A 15,841-nucleotide genomic window follows, 5' to 3' on the forward strand; every position below is an offset into this window, starting at 1 on the left:
GATGCCTGGCTCCATCACTACAATTATCACCGACCCCATACCGGGATCGAGGGACGCTCACCCATAGAACGCGTTCACAACGACCGTAAGAGTTACACCTAGGTCGGCTGTGATCCGCTGCCCGTGAGCTGCTCGACCGCCGCGGCGGCCTGCAGGAGGCGGTCGGCCCACTGCCGCACCCGGTCCGCCGGAACCCCGGCCGGAAGGTCCGAGATACGCAGCACGAGCCGCACCTTCCCGTCCGCGTCACGCACCGGCGCGAGGATCGAGTCCGCGTCGTAGCTCCGCCCGTCCTCCAGGGACACCGGTGCGTAGCTGCTCGAGGTGCGGGAAATGATCTCCCGGATGCGCCGCTCCTGGGCGGGCGTGTAGCAGCCTGAGGAATACTCGCGCAGCGCCTCGTACACCTCCTCGTCCGGGTAGCCGCCGCGCATGGTCATCGACCAGCCGCGGGCACGGACCGCGGCCAGGCGGTCCCGGTACTCCCCGGGCGTGCATTCGTCGCTCGGCATGGCCCGGGCCAGCCACCGCTCGATGGCCTCCGGCTCCTCCCACGCCAGGCACAGCTCGCCCATGGGCGGCATCAGGGGAATCCGCTCGCCGATCCGGGCTTCGGCTCCGGCACCGGCGGCGGCCACGATCACGGCCATCTGGTCGCCGATCATCGCCATCGCGCTGCACTCCACCCCCAGCTCCCCGGCCAGCCGGTCCATCTCGGTGCGGCTGCGCTCGGCCAGCCGCACGCCCGAGATCAGGTCGGCGTCGAACGGCGCGCTGAGTGACATCGGAGCGAACCGGCCGTAGCCGCCCTGGAAGAACAGCAGGGGAGCCACGGGACGGCAGACCTGCAACTCGTGTACCGCACCGATGACGATGTGATGGTCGCCCGCGTCGTTGATCGACTCGAAGGTGCAGTCGATGAAGGCAACGCTGTCCTCGAGCACCGGCGCGCCCGACGGGGAGGGCCGCCAGGACACCCCGGCGAATTTGTCCTCCTCCCGGCCGGCGAACCGTCGGCAGACATCCTCCTGGTCCGCGGCGAGGACGTTGACGCAGAAGGAGCGCGCCGTCCGCAGCTTGGCGAAGGTCCGGGAGGCGACCGTGGGCAGGAAGGCCACCAGGGGAGGATCCAGGGACACGGAGGTGAAGGAGCCGACGATCATCCCGACGGGCGCGCCGTCGTCGGCGATGCCGGTGATCAGGACCACCCCGGTGGGGAAGTGCCCGAGCACGTTGCGGAACACCATCGGGTCGCTGCTGCCTGCGGTGAGCCCCTCGGCGCTGACTGCGGTCATTGCGTTTCCTTTCGCCTGCATTTTCGGTGCGCTCAGCGCCGGGCGGCCAGGTCCAGCGCCACGTCGACGATCATGTCCTCCTGGCCGCCGACCATCCGCCGTTTGCCGAGTTCCATGAGGATGTCGGTGGTGGGGACGCCGTAGCGGCTGCTGGCCTTCTCCGCGTGGCGCAGGAAGCTCGAATAGACCCCCGCGTAGCCCAGCGAGAGGGTCTCGCGGTCCACGCGGACCGGGCGGTCCTGCAGGGGCCGGACCAGGTCGTCCGCCGCGTCCATCAGGGCCGGCAGGCTGCACCCGTGCTCGAAGCCGAACTTGTCGGCGGCGGCGATGAAGGCCTCCAGGGGAGCATTGCCTGCGCCGGCACCCATGCCGGCCAGCGACGCGTCCACCCGCACGGCGCCGTGCTCGACGGCGGTGATCGAGTTCGCGACGCTGAGCGAGAGGTTCTCGTGGGCGTGGATGCCGATCTGGGTTTCGGGGTCCAGGACCTGCCGGAACGCGTCGATCCGCTCGGCGACCCCGGGCATGGTCAGCGCTCCGCCCGAGTCGACCACGTACACGCAGGTCGCGCCGTAGGACTCCATCAGCTTCGCCTGCTGCGCCAGCTCGGCCGGCGGATTCATATGCGACATCATCAGGAAGCCCACCGTGTCCATGCCCAGTTCCCGGGCCGCGGCGATGTGCTGGGCGGAGACGTCCGCCTCCGTGCAGTGCGTGGCCACACGCACCACCGAGGCTCCGGCGCTGTGGGCGTCCTTCAGGTGGGAAATGGTGGCGATGCCGGGCAGCGCCAGGGTGGCGACCCGCGCCTGCTTGACGGCACCGGCGACGGCGGAAATCCACTCGAGGTCGGTGTGCGCACCGAAACCGTAGACACAGGAGGAGCCGTTGATGCCGTCGCCGTGGGCCACCTCGATCGAGGCGACGCCGGCGGCGTCGAGCGCCGTGGCGATCTGCACGGCCTGGTCGACGGTGTACTGGTGCCGGATGGCGTGCATGCCGTCCCGCAGGGTGACGTCCGAGATGTAGAGCTTGTCCACGCTTATGCCTCCTGCATCGCCGGTGCGGCGGAAAAGTCGGGGACCCCGGCCTCTTCGGCCCACCGCTCGGCCGTGGCCATGGCGGCGGAGGTCATGATGTCCAGGTTTCCCGCGTAGGCGGGGAGGTAGTGCGCGGCGCCGGTGACCTCCAGCATCACGGTCACGCGGGTGCCGCTGAAGCTGCCGGAGCCGGGCATGTGCAGCGGATTCGCTGCGCCGAAGGTCTCGAACTGGACGGCCTGCTTGAGCTTGTAGCCGGGGACGTACTGCTGCACCTTCGCGGCCATCGCCAGGATGGACGCCTCGATGGCCGAGTGGTCCGGCGTTCCCTCCACCAGCGCATAGACGGTGTTGCGCATCAGCATGGGCGGTTCCGCCGGGTTCATGATGATGATGGCCTTGCCCTCGGCGGCACCGCCCACATGGACCAGGGCCTCCGACGTGGTTTCAGTGAACTCGTCGATGTTGGCCCGCGTGCCGGGTCCCGCCGACCGGGAGGACACGGAGGAGACGATCTCCGCGTACCGGACGGGAGCCACCTGGGACACGGCCGCGACCATGGGAACCGTGGCCTGGCCGCCGCAGGTGACCATGTTCAGGTTCCGCTCCTCGAGGTGGTCCTCCAGGTTGACCACCGGAATGCAGTACGGGCCCACGGCGGCCGGCGTCAGGTCCAGGACCCGGACGCCGGTGTCCTTGAGCAGTTCCCAGTTGGCCAGGTGCGCCGAGGCGCTGGTCGCGTCGAAGACGACCTTGATGTCCTTGAAGTTCGGCAGCGCGAGCAGCCCCTGCACGCCCTCGGCGGTGGTGGCAATGCCCATCCCGGCGGCACGCCGAAGCCCTTCGGAATCCGGCTCTATGCCCACCATGGCGCCCATTTCCAGGCGGCCGGATCCGCGCAGGACCTTGATCATCAGGTCTGTCCCGATGTTGCCCGGGCCGATAATGGCCACCGGCCAGCGTGCATCCGTTTCCACTACTTCTCCTCTAGATTGATACGAACCTGGCCGAGCCCCTGGATGGTCGCGGCTGCGCTCGAGCCGGGCCGGAAGTCGACCATGGGGCCGAGGGCCCCGGTCATCAGGATTTCGCCGGCGCGCAGGGGCCTTTCCAGCTCCGCCATGCGCCTGACCAGCCACAGCCCCGCGCGGTAGGGGTGGCCCAGGCAGGCCGCCCCGGAGCCGACCGACGCGACCCGGCCGTCAACCTCGACGACCATGCCGGCCGACGCCAGGTCCACGGCCGAGGGCAGGACCGGGCGGGTGCCCGTGACGATGCGCCCGCAGGACGCGTTGTCGGCGATGGTGTCCAGGATCGAAATGTCCCAGTTGCGGATCCGGGAACCGACGATCTCGATGGCCGGCAGCAGGCAGTCCACCGCCGCCATCAGCTCGGGGAGCGTGGTGTCCGCCCGCGGCAGGTCCTTCTTCAGGACCAGGGCCACCTCCGCCTCAATCCGCGGCTGCAGCACGTCCCCGGCGGCCATGGTGTCGCCGTCGCTCAGGCACATGTCGGCGAACAGGACCCCGAAGTCCGGCTGGTCCACACCCATCTGCGCCTGCACGGCCTTGGAGGTCAGGCCGATTTTCCGCCCGAGGACGCGCCGTCCTTCGGCGATCCACGCGTCTTCGTTCACCCGCTGCACCTGGTATGCGGCGGCGATGCCGCCGGCGGCCAGCTCCGCCCGGATGGGCTCGATGGGCATGCCGTCACGCTCGGCGCGGCGCAGCCGTTCGGCGAGCTGTGGGATATCGGGGGCGCCGGCCGGCGCCCTCTCGGCGGTTGCTGTCATGGATCCTCCCGATTTGAGGCTTCAGTATGTCCCGGCCGGAAGCGGCCCGGGTCGGCAGTCCCGCAGAGCGGGATGTGGCCCGGTGCATGCCTCTGGTGCAGCGCTGTAGCGATGTGTACAGTGAAGCCCAGCGTGGCACAGATCACATGCCGCGTACCCCTGCTGAAGTCGCAAGAAGTACCTGGAGGTTCAACGGTGAATATCTCCTTTCCGCCGCTGTCGCGTACCGGAATCGATCCCAACGGATGGTGCCGATGAGCGCCGTCACCGCCCCCGCCGTCCGTTCCCTGGCGCCGGCAGGCGGGCCGCCGCCGTCAATGGTCGCCCGCATGACCCTGATCATGGAGGCGTTCCAGCCCCGGTCGGTGGCCCTGATGCTGGATGAGATTGCGGCCAGGGCGCACCTTCCCCGCTCCACCACGCACCGGATCCTGGACCAGCTGGTCCAGCTGGGCTGGCTGGAGCACACCCCGGACGGCTACTGCATGGGCTGGCGTTCGTTGCGCTACACCGGGCTGGACAACGGCAACAGCCAGATCCGAGCTGAAGCGGCCCCCGTCCTGCACAGCCTGCAGGTGCGCACCGGCATGGTCGTGCACCTGGGCGTGCTCGACGGTTCCAACGTCCATTACCTGGACAAGATCGGCGGCCCCTCCGCCGTGACTATTCCCTCGCGGGTCGGCGGAAGCGCGCCTGCGCATGCCACGGCCCTGGGCAAGGCCATCCTGGCCTGGCTGAACCCGGAAAAGGTGGACGCACTGTTCTCCAGCGGGCTGCCCGCCGTGACAGGCCGGACCATCGGAGACATCAGCGGGCTTTACGCCGAGCTGAACCGCATCCGGCAGCGGGGCGGCATCGCCTATGAGAGCGGGGAAAGCTTCGACGGCATCGGCTGCGTCGCGGCGGCGATCCGGGGCCGCGGGGGTCCGGTGGCGAGCATTTCCCTGGTGGGGCGGGCCACGGATCCACTGGAACGGCTGGCACCGCTGGTCCTGGGCGCAGCCCGGCAGGTTTCCGCCGCCCTGAATCCGCGGGACAACGCGCCCGCCCTGGTGCCCTCGGCAGGGTAGGCCTGCAGCTACGGCAAGACTCGTCCGGCACATACATAAGGAGGGGGTGCAGCCCGCGGGCTGCACCCCCTCCTTCCGTGCTGTCCGGTCAGCCGGCCGGGACGGCTGCTGCCTCCCGCGGCACGAAGGCCGCAAGCGGCTCGGCTCCGGTGTGGTCATGGCCCCAGTAGCTCTCCGCCGTGATCTCCTCGGCGGTGTAGTAGGACTCATCCACCAGCATGCCCTGCGTCCCGAACTCGATGTCCCAGCCGCCCGGAGCCCGGACGTAGAAGGAGACCATCTTGTCGTTGGTGTGCCGGCCCAGCGAGGCGGTGATGTTGAAGCCCATGCTCCGGACCTTGTCCAGGGCCTGGCCGACCGTGTCCAGCTCCTCGACCTCAACCATCAGGTGGACCAGGCCCGGCTCTTCGCCGTGCGGGGCCGGGCCGATGGCCAGGCTGTGGTGGCGCTGGTTGATGCCGAAGAACCGGAACCGCACGGCGGGGCGCTGCGGGCCCAGGCGCACGGCACCGCGCGGCAGGAAGCCGAGCACGTCGGTATAGAAGGACGAGGTCTCCTCCATCAGGGTGGTGGGCAGCACGACGTGCCCCATGCCCTGGGCGCCGGTGACGAACTTCTGGGCGTATCCGGTCTTCAGGGGGCTGTGGTCCAGCCGCGGCCCGAAGAAAACCTCAACGGGAGTGCCCCCGGGATCGGTGAAGGAAATGACCTGCTCGAGGCCGCGCTCGTCGTTGGCCTCCTCATCGAGCCAGGTGACGGCGATGCCGGCGGCCTCGACGTCCTTGGCCACCGCGGCCAGCGCGAACTGGTCACGGACCTCCCAGCCGACGGCCAGGACCCGGTCGGAGTCGCCCGGCAGCACGATCAGCCGCGCTTCCCGTTCGTCCATCCGCAGGTACAGGCCGTCAGGGTTCGGGCCCACCGTTTCGGCGAAGCCGAGGCCCTCGACGGTGAGTTCCCGCCAGCGGGCAATGTGCTGGGTCTGGACCTTCAGGTAGCCCAGTCCGCGGAGATGTGTCATGGTTTCCTCGCTTTGCTGTAGGGGATCGCAGGAGTTGGGAGCTAGACGGCCGCGGCCAGGTTGGCCGGGGGATCAATGCCCAGCTGGGTCATGATGGCCGCGTGGTAGGTGGGGCCCGGTACGTGGATGGCATGGGCCAGGCCCATATGGGCGTCGCGCCAGAACCGCTGCACCGGGTTGTTCATCCGCAGCCCGTTCCCGCCGGAGCGGGACAGGATGGTGTCGACGGCGGCGGTCGCCCGCCAGGCGGCCTGGATCTGGGTCCGGCGGCCGACGGCGCGCTGCTCAAGGCTGACCTCGCGCCCCGAGGCGACGGTGTCGTAGATACGGCTGATGTTGTCGAGCAGGGCGGCGCGGGAGGCCCGGATTTCGCCGGCCGCTTCGCTGACCACGTACATGTTGTACGGGTCCTCGGCGCCCTTGAAGCCGTTGATCTGGATACGGTCGCGCTGGTAGTTCAGGTAGGCATCGAGGGCGCCTTCGGCGATGCCGATGACCGCGGAGGTCAGCCCGAGGGGAAACAGGCAATAAAAGGGCATGCGGTGGATCGGCTCATCCTTGCCGGCCTCGCGGGCCACCCGGCCCTCGAAGAGGTCCGTCTGATCGACCACCCGGTAGTCCGGCACGAAGACGTCCTTGATGATGATGTCCTTGCTGCCGGTGCCGCGCAGCCCGACCACGTCCCACGAGTCCTCGACGATCGTGTAGTCGGCGCGGGGCACGACCACGTGCAGGGAACGGAAGGGTGTCACGGGCTTGCCCTCGGCATCGCCGAGGAAAGCGCCCAGGATGACCCACTGGGCGTGGTCGGTGCCGGAGGAGAACTGCCAGTGCCCGCTGAACCGGTAACCGCCCTCGACAGGGGTCGCGACGCCCATCGGTGCGTAGGGGGAGGAGATCCAGGTGTCCTCGTCGGCGCCCCAGATTTCCTCCTGCAGCTTCGGCGGCATCAGCTCCAGCTCCCAGGGGTGCACGCCCACGACGCCGGCCACCCAGCCGGCGGCTCCGTCCAGGGAGGCGATCTTCATGACCGTCTCCGCGAACTCCACGGGGTGGGCGCGCGTTCCGCCGTATTCCACCGGCGCCAGCAGCTTCATGACGCCGGAGCCGCGCAGGATGTCGACAGTGGCGTCGTTGAGCTTGCCGAGGTCTTCATTGACCTGGCCGTAGGAGCGAAGCTCTTCAGCGCGCTCGGAGAGCACGTCGGAACCTGCAGTGATAGTCATTGATCGCTTCTCGCTTCCTCATTCGGGGCCTCGGCTCGGCCGCTGGGGAAAATCTAGGCGGCTTCCCGACGGCGGGTGCCGGGGGTCCCGTTCACCGGGACCGGGTGGCCGGCGCGTGCGACGGCGCTGCATCCCGGTGATCGGGACCCGCCGGACGCCCCCGCTGCCGCGGCAATTAGGGTTCCGCGTAGACAGAGAAACGCGTACCACGAGGAGCCCAGGAAATGACCACCGATCTTGGCCTTGAACCAGGCAGCCCCACAGCCTCCGGCGACGCCAAACCTGCTCTGCACGAGCTGCAGACCGCGCAGGGGACGCTTCGCTGGCACCAGGTCGGAGAAGGTCCGCCGCTGCTGTTCCTGCACGGCTCCGGCCCCGGCGTGACGGGCCTGCGGAATTTCGGGGCGGTCCTGCCGGCCTTCGCCGAGCATTTCGAGTGCTTCGTGCTGGAGTTCCCCGGTTTCGGCGTCAGCGACCCCGTGGACGTGCACCCCATGCAGGCCGCCGGCCGTGCCGTGACCGACCTGCTCGACAGCCTTGGCCTGGACCGGGTGGACATCATCGGCAATTCCATGGGCGGGATGGTCGCCACGCAGTTCGCCATCGCCCATCCGGAGCGGGTGCGCCGGCTGGTGACCCTGGGCGGCATGGGGCTGGGAATCTTCAGCCCCTTCCCGGCCGAGGGCATCAACCTGCTGGTGGAGTTCACCGAGGACCCCACCCGCGAGCGGCTGGTGCAGTGGCTGCGGTCGATGGTCTTCGACCAGGACCTGGTCACCGGGGAGCTGATCAATGAGCGCTGGGAGCAGGCAACGGAACCCCTGACGCTGGAAAGCGCCCGAAGGATGTACAGCCGTGAGGCCATGGCCGCCACGGCGGCCGCGGCCGCCGCCCCGGAGGCGCAGCCGGCCTGGGCGCAGCTGCACAGGATCCGCGCCCGAACCCTGCTCCTGTGGGGACGCGATGACCGCGTGACCCCGCTGGACGGGGCCCTGGTGCCGCTGCGGACCATTCCCGACGTGGAACTGCATGTTTTCCCGAGATGCGGCCATTGGGCGATGATCGAGCAGAAGGACGCTTTCGAAAGCACCGTCCTGGCCTTCCTGCGCCGCCCGGAGGCTGCGCTGTGAGCGCCGCCGCCGCGCCCCTGCAGGCCCGGGTGGTCGAGGTGATCCGCGAGACGGCGGACGCCCACACCCTGGTGCTCGAACCCGCAGGCGGGCGGGAGGACAGCTTCAGCTACAAGCCGGGCCAGTTCCTCACCATCCGCATCCCCAGCGACCGTCCGGGCGGCGCCGCACGCTGCTATTCGCTGTGCAGCTCGCCCCTGCAGGACGAAAAGCTCAAGGTCACGATCAAGCGCACCCGGGACGGCTACGGCTCCAACTGGATCTGCGACAACGTGGTGGAGGGGCACGTCCTGGACGTGCTGCGGCCCGCGGGCACCTTCACCCCGCACTCGCTGGAGACCGACTTCCTGCTGTTCGCCGGCGGCAGCGGAGTCACCCCGGTGATGTCCATCCTCAAGTCCGCGCTCGCCGCCGGGACCGGCTCGGTCACCATGGTCTACGCGAACCGGGACGAATCGTCGGTGATCTTCCGCGAGGAACTCATTGCCCTGGGCCGTGCCTATCCGGGCCGGTTGACCGTCGTCCACTGGCTGGAAACAGTGCAGGGCATTCCCGACCAGGACGCCATCAGCGCGCTGGCCGCCCCCTACCGGGACCGGGAGGTGTTCATCTGCGGGCCCGGGCCCTTCATGGACTGCGTGGAGCGGTCCCTGCAGGCCCTGGGCATGCCACCGGAGCGGATCCACATCGAGCGTTTTGTGTCCCTGGCCGCCGATCCTTTCGCTCCCGTGGAAACGGTGGTTCCCGAGGCCGGGCCGGGCAGCTCGGTGGTGGAGGTGGACCTCGACGGAGAGCAGCGCACCGTGAACTGGCCGCAGGGAGCCAAGCTGCTGGACGTCCTGCTGGGCTCCGGGCTTGAGGCGCCGTACTCCTGCCGCGAAGGCGCCTGCAGCGCCTGCACCTGCCTGGTCCTGGAGGGTGAGGTGCGGATGGAGCGGAACGAGGTGCTGGACGCGGCCGACATCCGCGACGGCTTCATCCTGGCCTGCCAGGCCGTGCCGGTCAGTGACAGGGTCCGGATCACCTACGAGGCCTAGGAACCGCCGGGCCGGCCCACTCCAGGCGGGGCAGGCCCAGGCAGGCTCCCTCTGTCGGCAGAGCATATGAAAGGCGCGGACCCCGGGGTCCGCGCCTTTCAGCTGTGCAGCAGGCACAGAGGCGGGTAAGGCAGAGAGAAGGGGGGTGGAAGCACCGGTGCGGTTCCGGTCCTTCCACCCCCTTATATAGAGGTAAGGGAACTACTGCTCCGGCTCATCCCGGTGGATGACCGGAAGCCGCCCCTCGGTCGAGGCCTGCCTGATGCTGGCGGCCAGCGTCTCGCAGCCGGCGAAGCGTTCGGCAGGCTCCCCGCCGGAGCAGAAGCCGGGCCGCTCGCGGCAGGCCTTCAGCGCCTCGGCGTCCCACTGGATGCTGGTCTGCTGCCAGCTGGACTTGCGGACCTGCACGACGGCGATGCACTCCCGGCACGCCAGCGGCTGCATAGGGTTGTCGATGAGCCTGGTGTCGGTTGTTGCCGCTGCCATCAGACCAGCTGCTCCGCGGGCTGCTCCGCCGCCTGCGCTGCCGCCTGCTCGGCGGCCGCCTTCCGGAGGGCCAGCTGATGGGCGACCTCCTTGTGCCAGCTTTCCATCGGCCGCTCGGTGTCCAGCTCGTATTCGAAGCGGTCGGTCATCTCGGGCTGGACGTCGGCGACGTCGACAAAGAACTGCTCGTACCACCGGCGGAGCTGGTAGACCGGCCCGTCCTCCTCGCAAAGCAGCGGGTTGTCGATGCGGGTCTTGCTCTTCCAGATCTCCACGTCCTGGGCGAAGCCGCGCAGCACCCACTTGGCCTGGTCGGCGGCGATCTGCTCGGCGTCCTCCTCGAGGTCCGGGCTCTTCTCGACGATGATGCCCGACATCAGCACCAGCGAGTTCTCATCAATGGGGTAGTGGCAGTTGATGAAGATGGTGTCCATTTCGAAGCGGTCGTAGACGTACTTCAGCTCGTCGATCATGAAGGACGGTCCGTAGTAGGACGCCTCGGAGATGGTCTTCAGCATCTTCGGGGCATTCGGGTCGACGCTCTCCGGGGCCATGTCCTCCCGGATGTCGCCGTCGAAGTACTGGGTTGCGACGTGCCCCTCAAAAACGTTCTTGAAGTACGTGGGGAAGTTGCCGTGAACGTAGAAGAAGTGGGCCATGTCGACCACGTTGTCGACGACTTCCCTGGTGGAGGTGTCGACGACAATCTCGTTCCAGAACCACTTGGTCCACCCGTCGGTCATCGCGCCCCGGATCTTCGGGATCGTGACGTTCTCCGGCGGAGGGTTGCCCTCCGGATCATTCCAGACGAACAGCAGTCCGTCCTGCTCCAGGGTCGGCCAGGTGCTGGTGCGCGCCCGCAGCGGAACCCGGCGGGCGTACGGGATGTCCTTGCAGCGGCCGTCGCCGCCCCAGCGCCAGTCATGGAAGGGGCAGGCGATTTCATTGCCCTTGACGGTGCCGGTCGACAGGTCGGCGCCCATGTGCCGGCAGTAGGCATCAAGGACGTTGATCACGCCGTCCTGGCCGGTGAAGACCACCAGCTTCTGGCCAAACGCCTTGACCGTGTGCGGCTTGCCGTCCTTGAACTTTTCGGAAAGGCCCAGGCAGTGCCAGCCCCGGGCGAACCGGGCCGGCAGCCCGTTGTTCTCGATCTTCCTGATTTCTTCCTGCTCCGGCTCAACAATGGCCATGTAATCGTCCCTTCAGGTGCGCCTATGCGGACTGGAACGTCCTGAGCCTGAAATGTAGGCGGGCCGGGCAGGCCGCGGTACGGCCAGTCCCAATGGCCGGGACCCGCCCCGGAACCCGACCGGCCGCGGCCGGCCGGGTCCGGATCCTGCTGGGTGGGACGGGCGCACCGGGGGTCCGGCCGGCTCTGCTTGGGTGGGCGCGTCAGCGGCGGAAGGCCGGCAGCGGAGCAGGGGAGGAAGCGCAATGGGCGGACAGGACACGATGGGCGGACAGGTTTGGGACAGCAGCTATGACGTGGTGGTGGTCGGGTCCGGTGCCGGGGCCATGGCCGGCGCCTTCACCGCCGCTGCCCGCGGGCTGACGACCCTCGTGGTCGAGAAGACGGACCTACTGGGTGGCGCCTCGGCCTACTCCGGCGCCTCGTGCTGGCTGCCGGGGAGCCAGGTGCAGGAGCGGGCCGGAGTCCAGGACTCGCGGGAGGACGCGGAGGCCTATCTGGTCTCGGTCCTGGGATCGGAGCAGGCCCACCGGCGCGAGGCGTTCCTGTCGACTGCACCGGAGCTCGTGAAGGCCCTCGAGGCGGACCCGGCGATGGAGTTTTACTGGACCGCGTTTCCGGACTACTTCCCCGGCCCCGGACGCCGGGAGCTCGGCCGGTCGATGATGCCCGTGGACCTGCCGCGGGGCGAGATTGGCGCGCTCGCCGACCTGGTGCGTCCGCGCGTCGAGAGCGACCGCTACGGACGGCCTCACCCGGAGGGCCCGCTGACGGCGGGACAGGCCCTGATCGGCCGCCTGCTGCTGGCCCTCACCCGTACGGGCCGGGGCACGGTACGGACCCGCACGGCCATGACCGATCTGTTGACCGAGGGCGGCGCCGTGACGGGCGTGCTCGTCGACACCGGGGAGGGCACGCAGCGGATCCGGGCCCGGCACGGGGTGCTCCTCGGAGCGGGAGGCTTCGAAGCCAATGCCGACATGCGCGCGGAGCATGGAACGCCGGGATCCGCGGAGTGGACCATGGCGCCTGCCGGGGCGAACGTCGGCACCGCCATCCGCGCCGCCGAACGGGCCGGCGCGGCCACCGACCTGCTGGACGAGGCCTGGTGGTGCCCGGGCGCGGCGCAGCCGGGCGGCGGGACGGCCTTCACGCTGGGCTTCCGCGGCGGGATCATCGTGGACGCCGCGGGGCGGCGCTTCGCCAACGAGTCGCTGCCCTACGACCGGATGGGCCGGGTAATGGCCGCAGCGCCCGAGGACCGGATCCCGTCCTGGGTAATCTTCGATTCGCGCTTCGGTGGCCAGCTGCCGGCGATCATGCGGCCGGACAACACGGAGCCCCACGAGCACCTGGCGGCGGGAACCTGGCTGCAGGCGGACACGCTGGAGGAGCTCGCGGAGCGGACCGGGCTGCCGGCGCCGGCGCTCCAGGACACCGTTGCAAGGTTCAACGGATTCGCCGGCACCGGCGTCGACGAGGACTTCCACCGCGGCGAGGACCCCTACGACCTGTTCTTCGCCGATCCCGCCCACGGACCCAATCCCGCCCTGGTGGCCCTGGAGGAGCCGCCCTATTTCGCCGCCCGGTTGGTTCTCAGCGATCTGGGGACCAAGGGCGGGCTGCGCACCGACGCTGATGCGCGGGTCCTGACGGCGGCCGGGGGACCCATCCCGGGCCTCTACGCGGTGGGCAACACCAGTGCCTCGTTCTCGGGCCGGGCCTATCCCGGCCCGGGCATTCCGCTGGCTTCAGCGATGGTCTTCGCCTACCGCGCCGTGCAGGACATGGCCGCGCACACCGACTGACCGGGGGCCGGTCCCGTGGGGCGCGGCGTCGGTGCGCCCAGCGTCACACGGGACCGGGACCGGGCCGGTTATCCATCGGCGTGAAATTTGGAGAGAATCGGAGTATGACTCTTAGCGCCACTCATCCGCTCATGGATGGCCGTACCGCCGATTCGCCCCTGATCACCGCCTACCGCGGCGGGCGCCCGTCGCGCCGGCCCGTCTGGTTCATGCGCCAGGCCGGGCGCTCGCTGCCGGAGTACCGGCGGGTCCGTGAAGGCATCTCCATGCTGGATTCCTGCCTGGATCCCAAGCTGGCCGCCGAGATCACCCTGCAGCCGGTGCGGAGGCACGACGTCGACGCCGGCATCTTCTTCTCCGACATCGTCATTCCGCTCCGCCTGGCCGGTGTCGACGTCGACATCGTGCCCGGCGTCGGGCCGGTGCTCGGCACTCCGGTGCGCACGCTCGCCGATGTGCAGGCGCTGCCCGAGCTGGACGACGCCGCGCTCGAACCGATCCGGGAGGCCGTGCGTCTGACCGTCGACGAACTCGGCAGCACCCCGCTGATCGGCTTCGCCGGCGCTCCCTTCACCCTTGCCGCCTACATGGTCGAAGGGCGCCCCTCGCGCGACCACCTCGGCCCACGGACCATGATGCACGCCGACCCCGAGGCCTGGGCCGCCCTCACCGAATGGGCCGCCGACGCCTCCGGACGGTTCCTGCGCGCCCAGGTCGAGGCCGGCGCCAGCGCCGCGCAGCTCTTCGACTCCTGGGCCGGGTCCCTTTCCGAGGCGGACTACCGCGCCTACGCGGCCCCGGCCTCGACCCGCGCCCTGGACCACGTGCGCGGGCTCGGCGCGCCGCTGGTGCACTTCGGCACCGGAACCTCCGAACTGCTGCCGGCCATGCGCGACGTCGGCGTCGACGTCGTGGGCGTCGACTACCGGCTGCCGCTCGATGAAGCGGACCGGCGGCTCGGCCATTCGGTGGCGCTGCAGGGCAACATCGACCCCGCACTGCTCAGCGCCCCCTGGGAGGTCCTGGAGGCTCATGTCCGGGCGGTCCTGGCGGCGGGGGAGTCCGCCCCGGGCCACGTGGTGAACCTGGGCCACGGCGTTCCGCCGGAAACAGACCCGGAGGTGCTCACCCGCGTGGTGGAGCTCATCCACTCGGTGGAGCCGTAAATGGCGCCACGGTCGCTGCGCCCGGGCCGGGACGCCGGGGCGCCGGACGCCGCCGGAACCGCGGCCCCCGGAGGCGCTGATCCCGCCGGACGCCGACGCGCAGTCGTGGTCGGCGGAGGCATCTCCGGCCTGCTGGCGGCCCGGGAACTCGCCCTGGGCGGCATGGCCGTCACGGTGCTGGAAGCGGGAACCCGCTTCGGCGGAAGCGTGGGCACGCACCGGGTGGCCGGGCTCGACCTGGACAGCGGGGCGGAGTCCTTCGCCACCCGTTCTCCGGCCGTCGCCGCGCTGCTGGAGGAGCTCGGCCTCGCGGCGGACATCGTCCAGCCGGCGGCGGCGGGAGCCTGGCTCCAGCTGCCCGGCGAGGACCTGGCCGCCGCCGCACAGCCGATGCCCGCCGGCGGCATCGTCGGCATCCCGGCCGACCCGTCCGCCCCCGAGATCGTCCGCGCCATCGGCCGGGCCGGCGCCGCCCGCGCCGCGCTGGACCGGGTGCTGCCCGCCGGCGCCGCCGCCCGCAGGCCGGGCATGAGCCTGGGCGAGCTGGTGCGCACCCGGATGGGTGAGCAGGTGCTGCGCCGGCTGGTGTCCCCGGTGGTCTCCGGCGTCTACTCCGCAGACCCCGACGTCCTCGACGTCGACTCCGTGGCGCCGGGGCTGCGCGAGGCCCTCGCCCGGGAGGGCTCCCTGGCCGCAGCCGCAGCGTCGCTGCGCAGCGCAGCTCCCGCCGGGTCCACCGTCGCGTCCCTGCGCGGGGGAATGGGCCGGCTGAGCCGGGCGCTGGAGGAACAGCTGCGCTCCGCCGGGGCCGTGCTGGAGACCGGCGTCCGAGTCGACTCCCTGGCCCGCACGGAGCAGGCATGGGAGGTGGGAGCGGAAGGACGCCGCTGGAGCGCGGACGCCGTGGTGCTCGCCACCGACGGGCCGACCGCCGTCGACCTCCTGGCTCCGCTGCCGGGACTGCCCGACCTGCCCGACGACGCGCGCCCGGCCCCCGGGCCCGGCGTCGCCCTGGTGACCCTGGTCCTCGACCAGCCCGCGCTCGACGCCGCGCCCCGCGGCACCGGGATGCTGGTCGCCCGTGAGGTGGAGCAGGTCGCCGCCAAGGCCCTCACGCACGCCACCGCCAAATGGCAGTGGCTGGCCGACGAGGCAGGACCCGGCACCCACGTGCTGCGCCTGTCCTACGGGCGGGCGCTGGGACCCGACGACCTGGCCGGCTCCGCGGACCGTGCCGCCTTCCTGCCGGACGACGAGCTGTTCACCCAGGCCCTGGCCGATGCGTCCGCGCTGCTGCAGGTACCGCTCGGAGCCGACGACGTGGTGGGCTGGGACGTGGTGCGCTGGACCGGTGCGCTGCCCTCGGCCGCCGTCGGCCACAAGGCCCGCGTGGCGGCGGTGCGCGAGGCCGTCGGCGCGGTTGCCGGCCTTGAGGTGGTGGGCGCCTGGCTGGCCGGCACCGGCCTGGCCGCGGTGACCGCCGATACCCGCCGCCGGGCCGCCGGGCTGCTGGGGCAGCCTGGCACGATATGATGACGAGTAGCTTCTACGGGACGTAGAAAACCTGTATTTCGACTT

General features: G+C 70.3%; 14 protein-coding genes. 6 read left to right on the forward strand and 8 right to left on the reverse strand.

Features of this window, described 5'->3' with window-relative positions:
• Nucleotides 1–98: 98 nt before the first annotated feature.
• Genes AC5RUW_RS14990 through AC5RUW_RS15005 form a run of 4 tightly spaced genes read right to left on the reverse strand, consistent with a single transcriptional unit; the run spans nt 99 to nt 4,127 of the window.
• On the reverse strand, nt 99–1,295 hold the full coding sequence (locus AC5RUW_RS14990) for a flavin reductase (RefSeq protein ID WP_494161417.1): 1,197 nt from the start codon (nt 1,293–1,295) through the stop codon (nt 99–101).
• A 32-nt stretch (nt 1,296–1,327) separates the two neighbouring features.
• Nucleotides 1,328–2,335: a 4-hydroxy-2-oxovalerate aldolase gene (dmpG, locus tag AC5RUW_RS14995; protein ID WP_494161418.1), complete on the reverse strand. Its 1,008-nt coding sequence runs from the start codon at nt 2,333–2,335 to the stop codon at nt 1,328–1,330.
• A gap of 2 nt (nt 2,336–2,337) precedes the next feature.
• Nucleotides 2,338–3,312, reverse strand: a complete 975-nt coding sequence (locus tag AC5RUW_RS15000; RefSeq protein WP_494161419.1) for an acetaldehyde dehydrogenase (acetylating) — start codon at nt 3,310–3,312, stop codon at nt 2,338–2,340.
• On the reverse strand, nt 3,312–4,127 hold the full coding sequence (locus AC5RUW_RS15005; RefSeq protein ID WP_494161420.1) for a 2-keto-4-pentenoate hydratase: 816 nt from the start codon (nt 4,125–4,127) through the stop codon (nt 3,312–3,314). The genes AC5RUW_RS15000 and AC5RUW_RS15005 overlap by 1 nt, the downstream gene beginning before the upstream one ends.
• 254 nt (nt 4,128–4,381) lie before the next feature.
• On the opposite strand from AC5RUW_RS15005, the gene AC5RUW_RS15010 reads away from it, so the two are divergent.
• Nucleotides 4,382–5,197: an IclR family transcriptional regulator gene (locus AC5RUW_RS15010; protein ID WP_494161421.1), complete on the forward strand. Its 816-nt coding sequence runs from the start codon at nt 4,382–4,384 to the stop codon at nt 5,195–5,197.
• 88 nt (nt 5,198–5,285) lie between these two features.
• Here AC5RUW_RS15010 and AC5RUW_RS15015 read toward each other — a convergent pair whose 3' ends face one another.
• Nucleotides 5,286–6,218 carry a VOC family protein gene (locus AC5RUW_RS15015; RefSeq protein ID WP_494161422.1) on the reverse strand — a complete coding sequence of 311 codons (933 nt, stop codon included), beginning with the start codon at nt 6,216–6,218 and terminating at the stop codon, nt 5,286–5,288.
• A 41-nt stretch (nt 6,219–6,259) separates the two neighbouring features.
• The gene (locus AC5RUW_RS15020) at nt 6,260–7,444 is read right to left on the reverse strand and encodes an acyl-CoA dehydrogenase family protein (RefSeq protein WP_494161423.1); all 1,185 of its coding nucleotides are present in this window, start codon (nt 7,442–7,444) and stop codon (nt 6,260–6,262) included.
• Nucleotides 7,445–7,668: 224 nt separating this feature from the next.
• Here AC5RUW_RS15020 and AC5RUW_RS15025 point away from each other — a divergent pair, with 224 nt between their 5' ends.
• Together AC5RUW_RS15025 and AC5RUW_RS15030 are read left to right on the forward strand one after the other, a co-directional pair.
• Nucleotides 7,669–8,574, forward strand: a complete 906-nt coding sequence (locus AC5RUW_RS15025) for an alpha/beta fold hydrolase (protein WP_494161424.1) — start codon at nt 7,669–7,671, stop codon at nt 8,572–8,574.
• Complete coding sequence (locus AC5RUW_RS15030) at nt 8,571–9,611, forward strand: 2Fe-2S iron-sulfur cluster-binding protein (RefSeq protein WP_494161425.1); 1,041 nt, start codon at nt 8,571–8,573, stop codon at nt 9,609–9,611. Before AC5RUW_RS15025 ends, AC5RUW_RS15030 begins: the two co-directional genes overlap by 4 nt.
• Nucleotides 9,612–9,812: 201 nt before the next feature.
• Here the strand turns inward: AC5RUW_RS15030 and AC5RUW_RS15035 are convergent, their stop codons facing one another.
• Nucleotides 9,813–10,097 (reverse strand): hypothetical protein, encoded by a 285-nt coding sequence (locus AC5RUW_RS15035; protein ID WP_494161426.1) that lies wholly within the window; start codon nt 10,095–10,097, stop codon nt 9,813–9,815.
• Nucleotides 10,097–11,290 carry a 3-ketosteroid-9-alpha-monooxygenase, oxygenase component gene (locus AC5RUW_RS15040; RefSeq protein WP_494161427.1) on the reverse strand — a complete coding sequence of 398 codons (1,194 nt, stop codon included), beginning with the start codon at nt 11,288–11,290 and terminating at the stop codon, nt 10,097–10,099. The genes AC5RUW_RS15035 and AC5RUW_RS15040 overlap by 1 nt, the downstream gene beginning before the upstream one ends.
• A gap of 244 nt (nt 11,291–11,534) precedes the next feature.
• Between AC5RUW_RS15040 and AC5RUW_RS15045 the strand changes: the two genes are divergently transcribed.
• The 3 genes from AC5RUW_RS15045 (at nt 11,535) to hemG (ending at nt 15,796) form a co-directional block, all read left to right on the forward strand.
• On the forward strand, nt 11,535–13,097 hold the full coding sequence (locus AC5RUW_RS15045) for an FAD-binding protein (RefSeq protein ID WP_494161428.1): 1,563 nt from the start codon (nt 11,535–11,537) through the stop codon (nt 13,095–13,097).
• 104 nt (nt 13,098–13,201) lie between these two features.
• The gene (gene hemE, locus AC5RUW_RS15050) at nt 13,202–14,263 is read left to right on the forward strand and encodes a uroporphyrinogen decarboxylase (protein WP_494161429.1); all 1,062 of its coding nucleotides are present in this window, start codon (nt 13,202–13,204) and stop codon (nt 14,261–14,263) included.
• On the forward strand, nt 14,264–15,796 hold the full coding sequence (gene hemG, locus AC5RUW_RS15055) for a protoporphyrinogen oxidase (protein WP_494161430.1): 1,533 nt from the start codon (nt 14,264–14,266) through the stop codon (nt 15,794–15,796).
• The last annotated feature ends 45 nt before the right edge of the window (nt 15,797–15,841 follow it).

This window comes from Arthrobacter sp. Y3222053, from assembly GCF_059092805.1.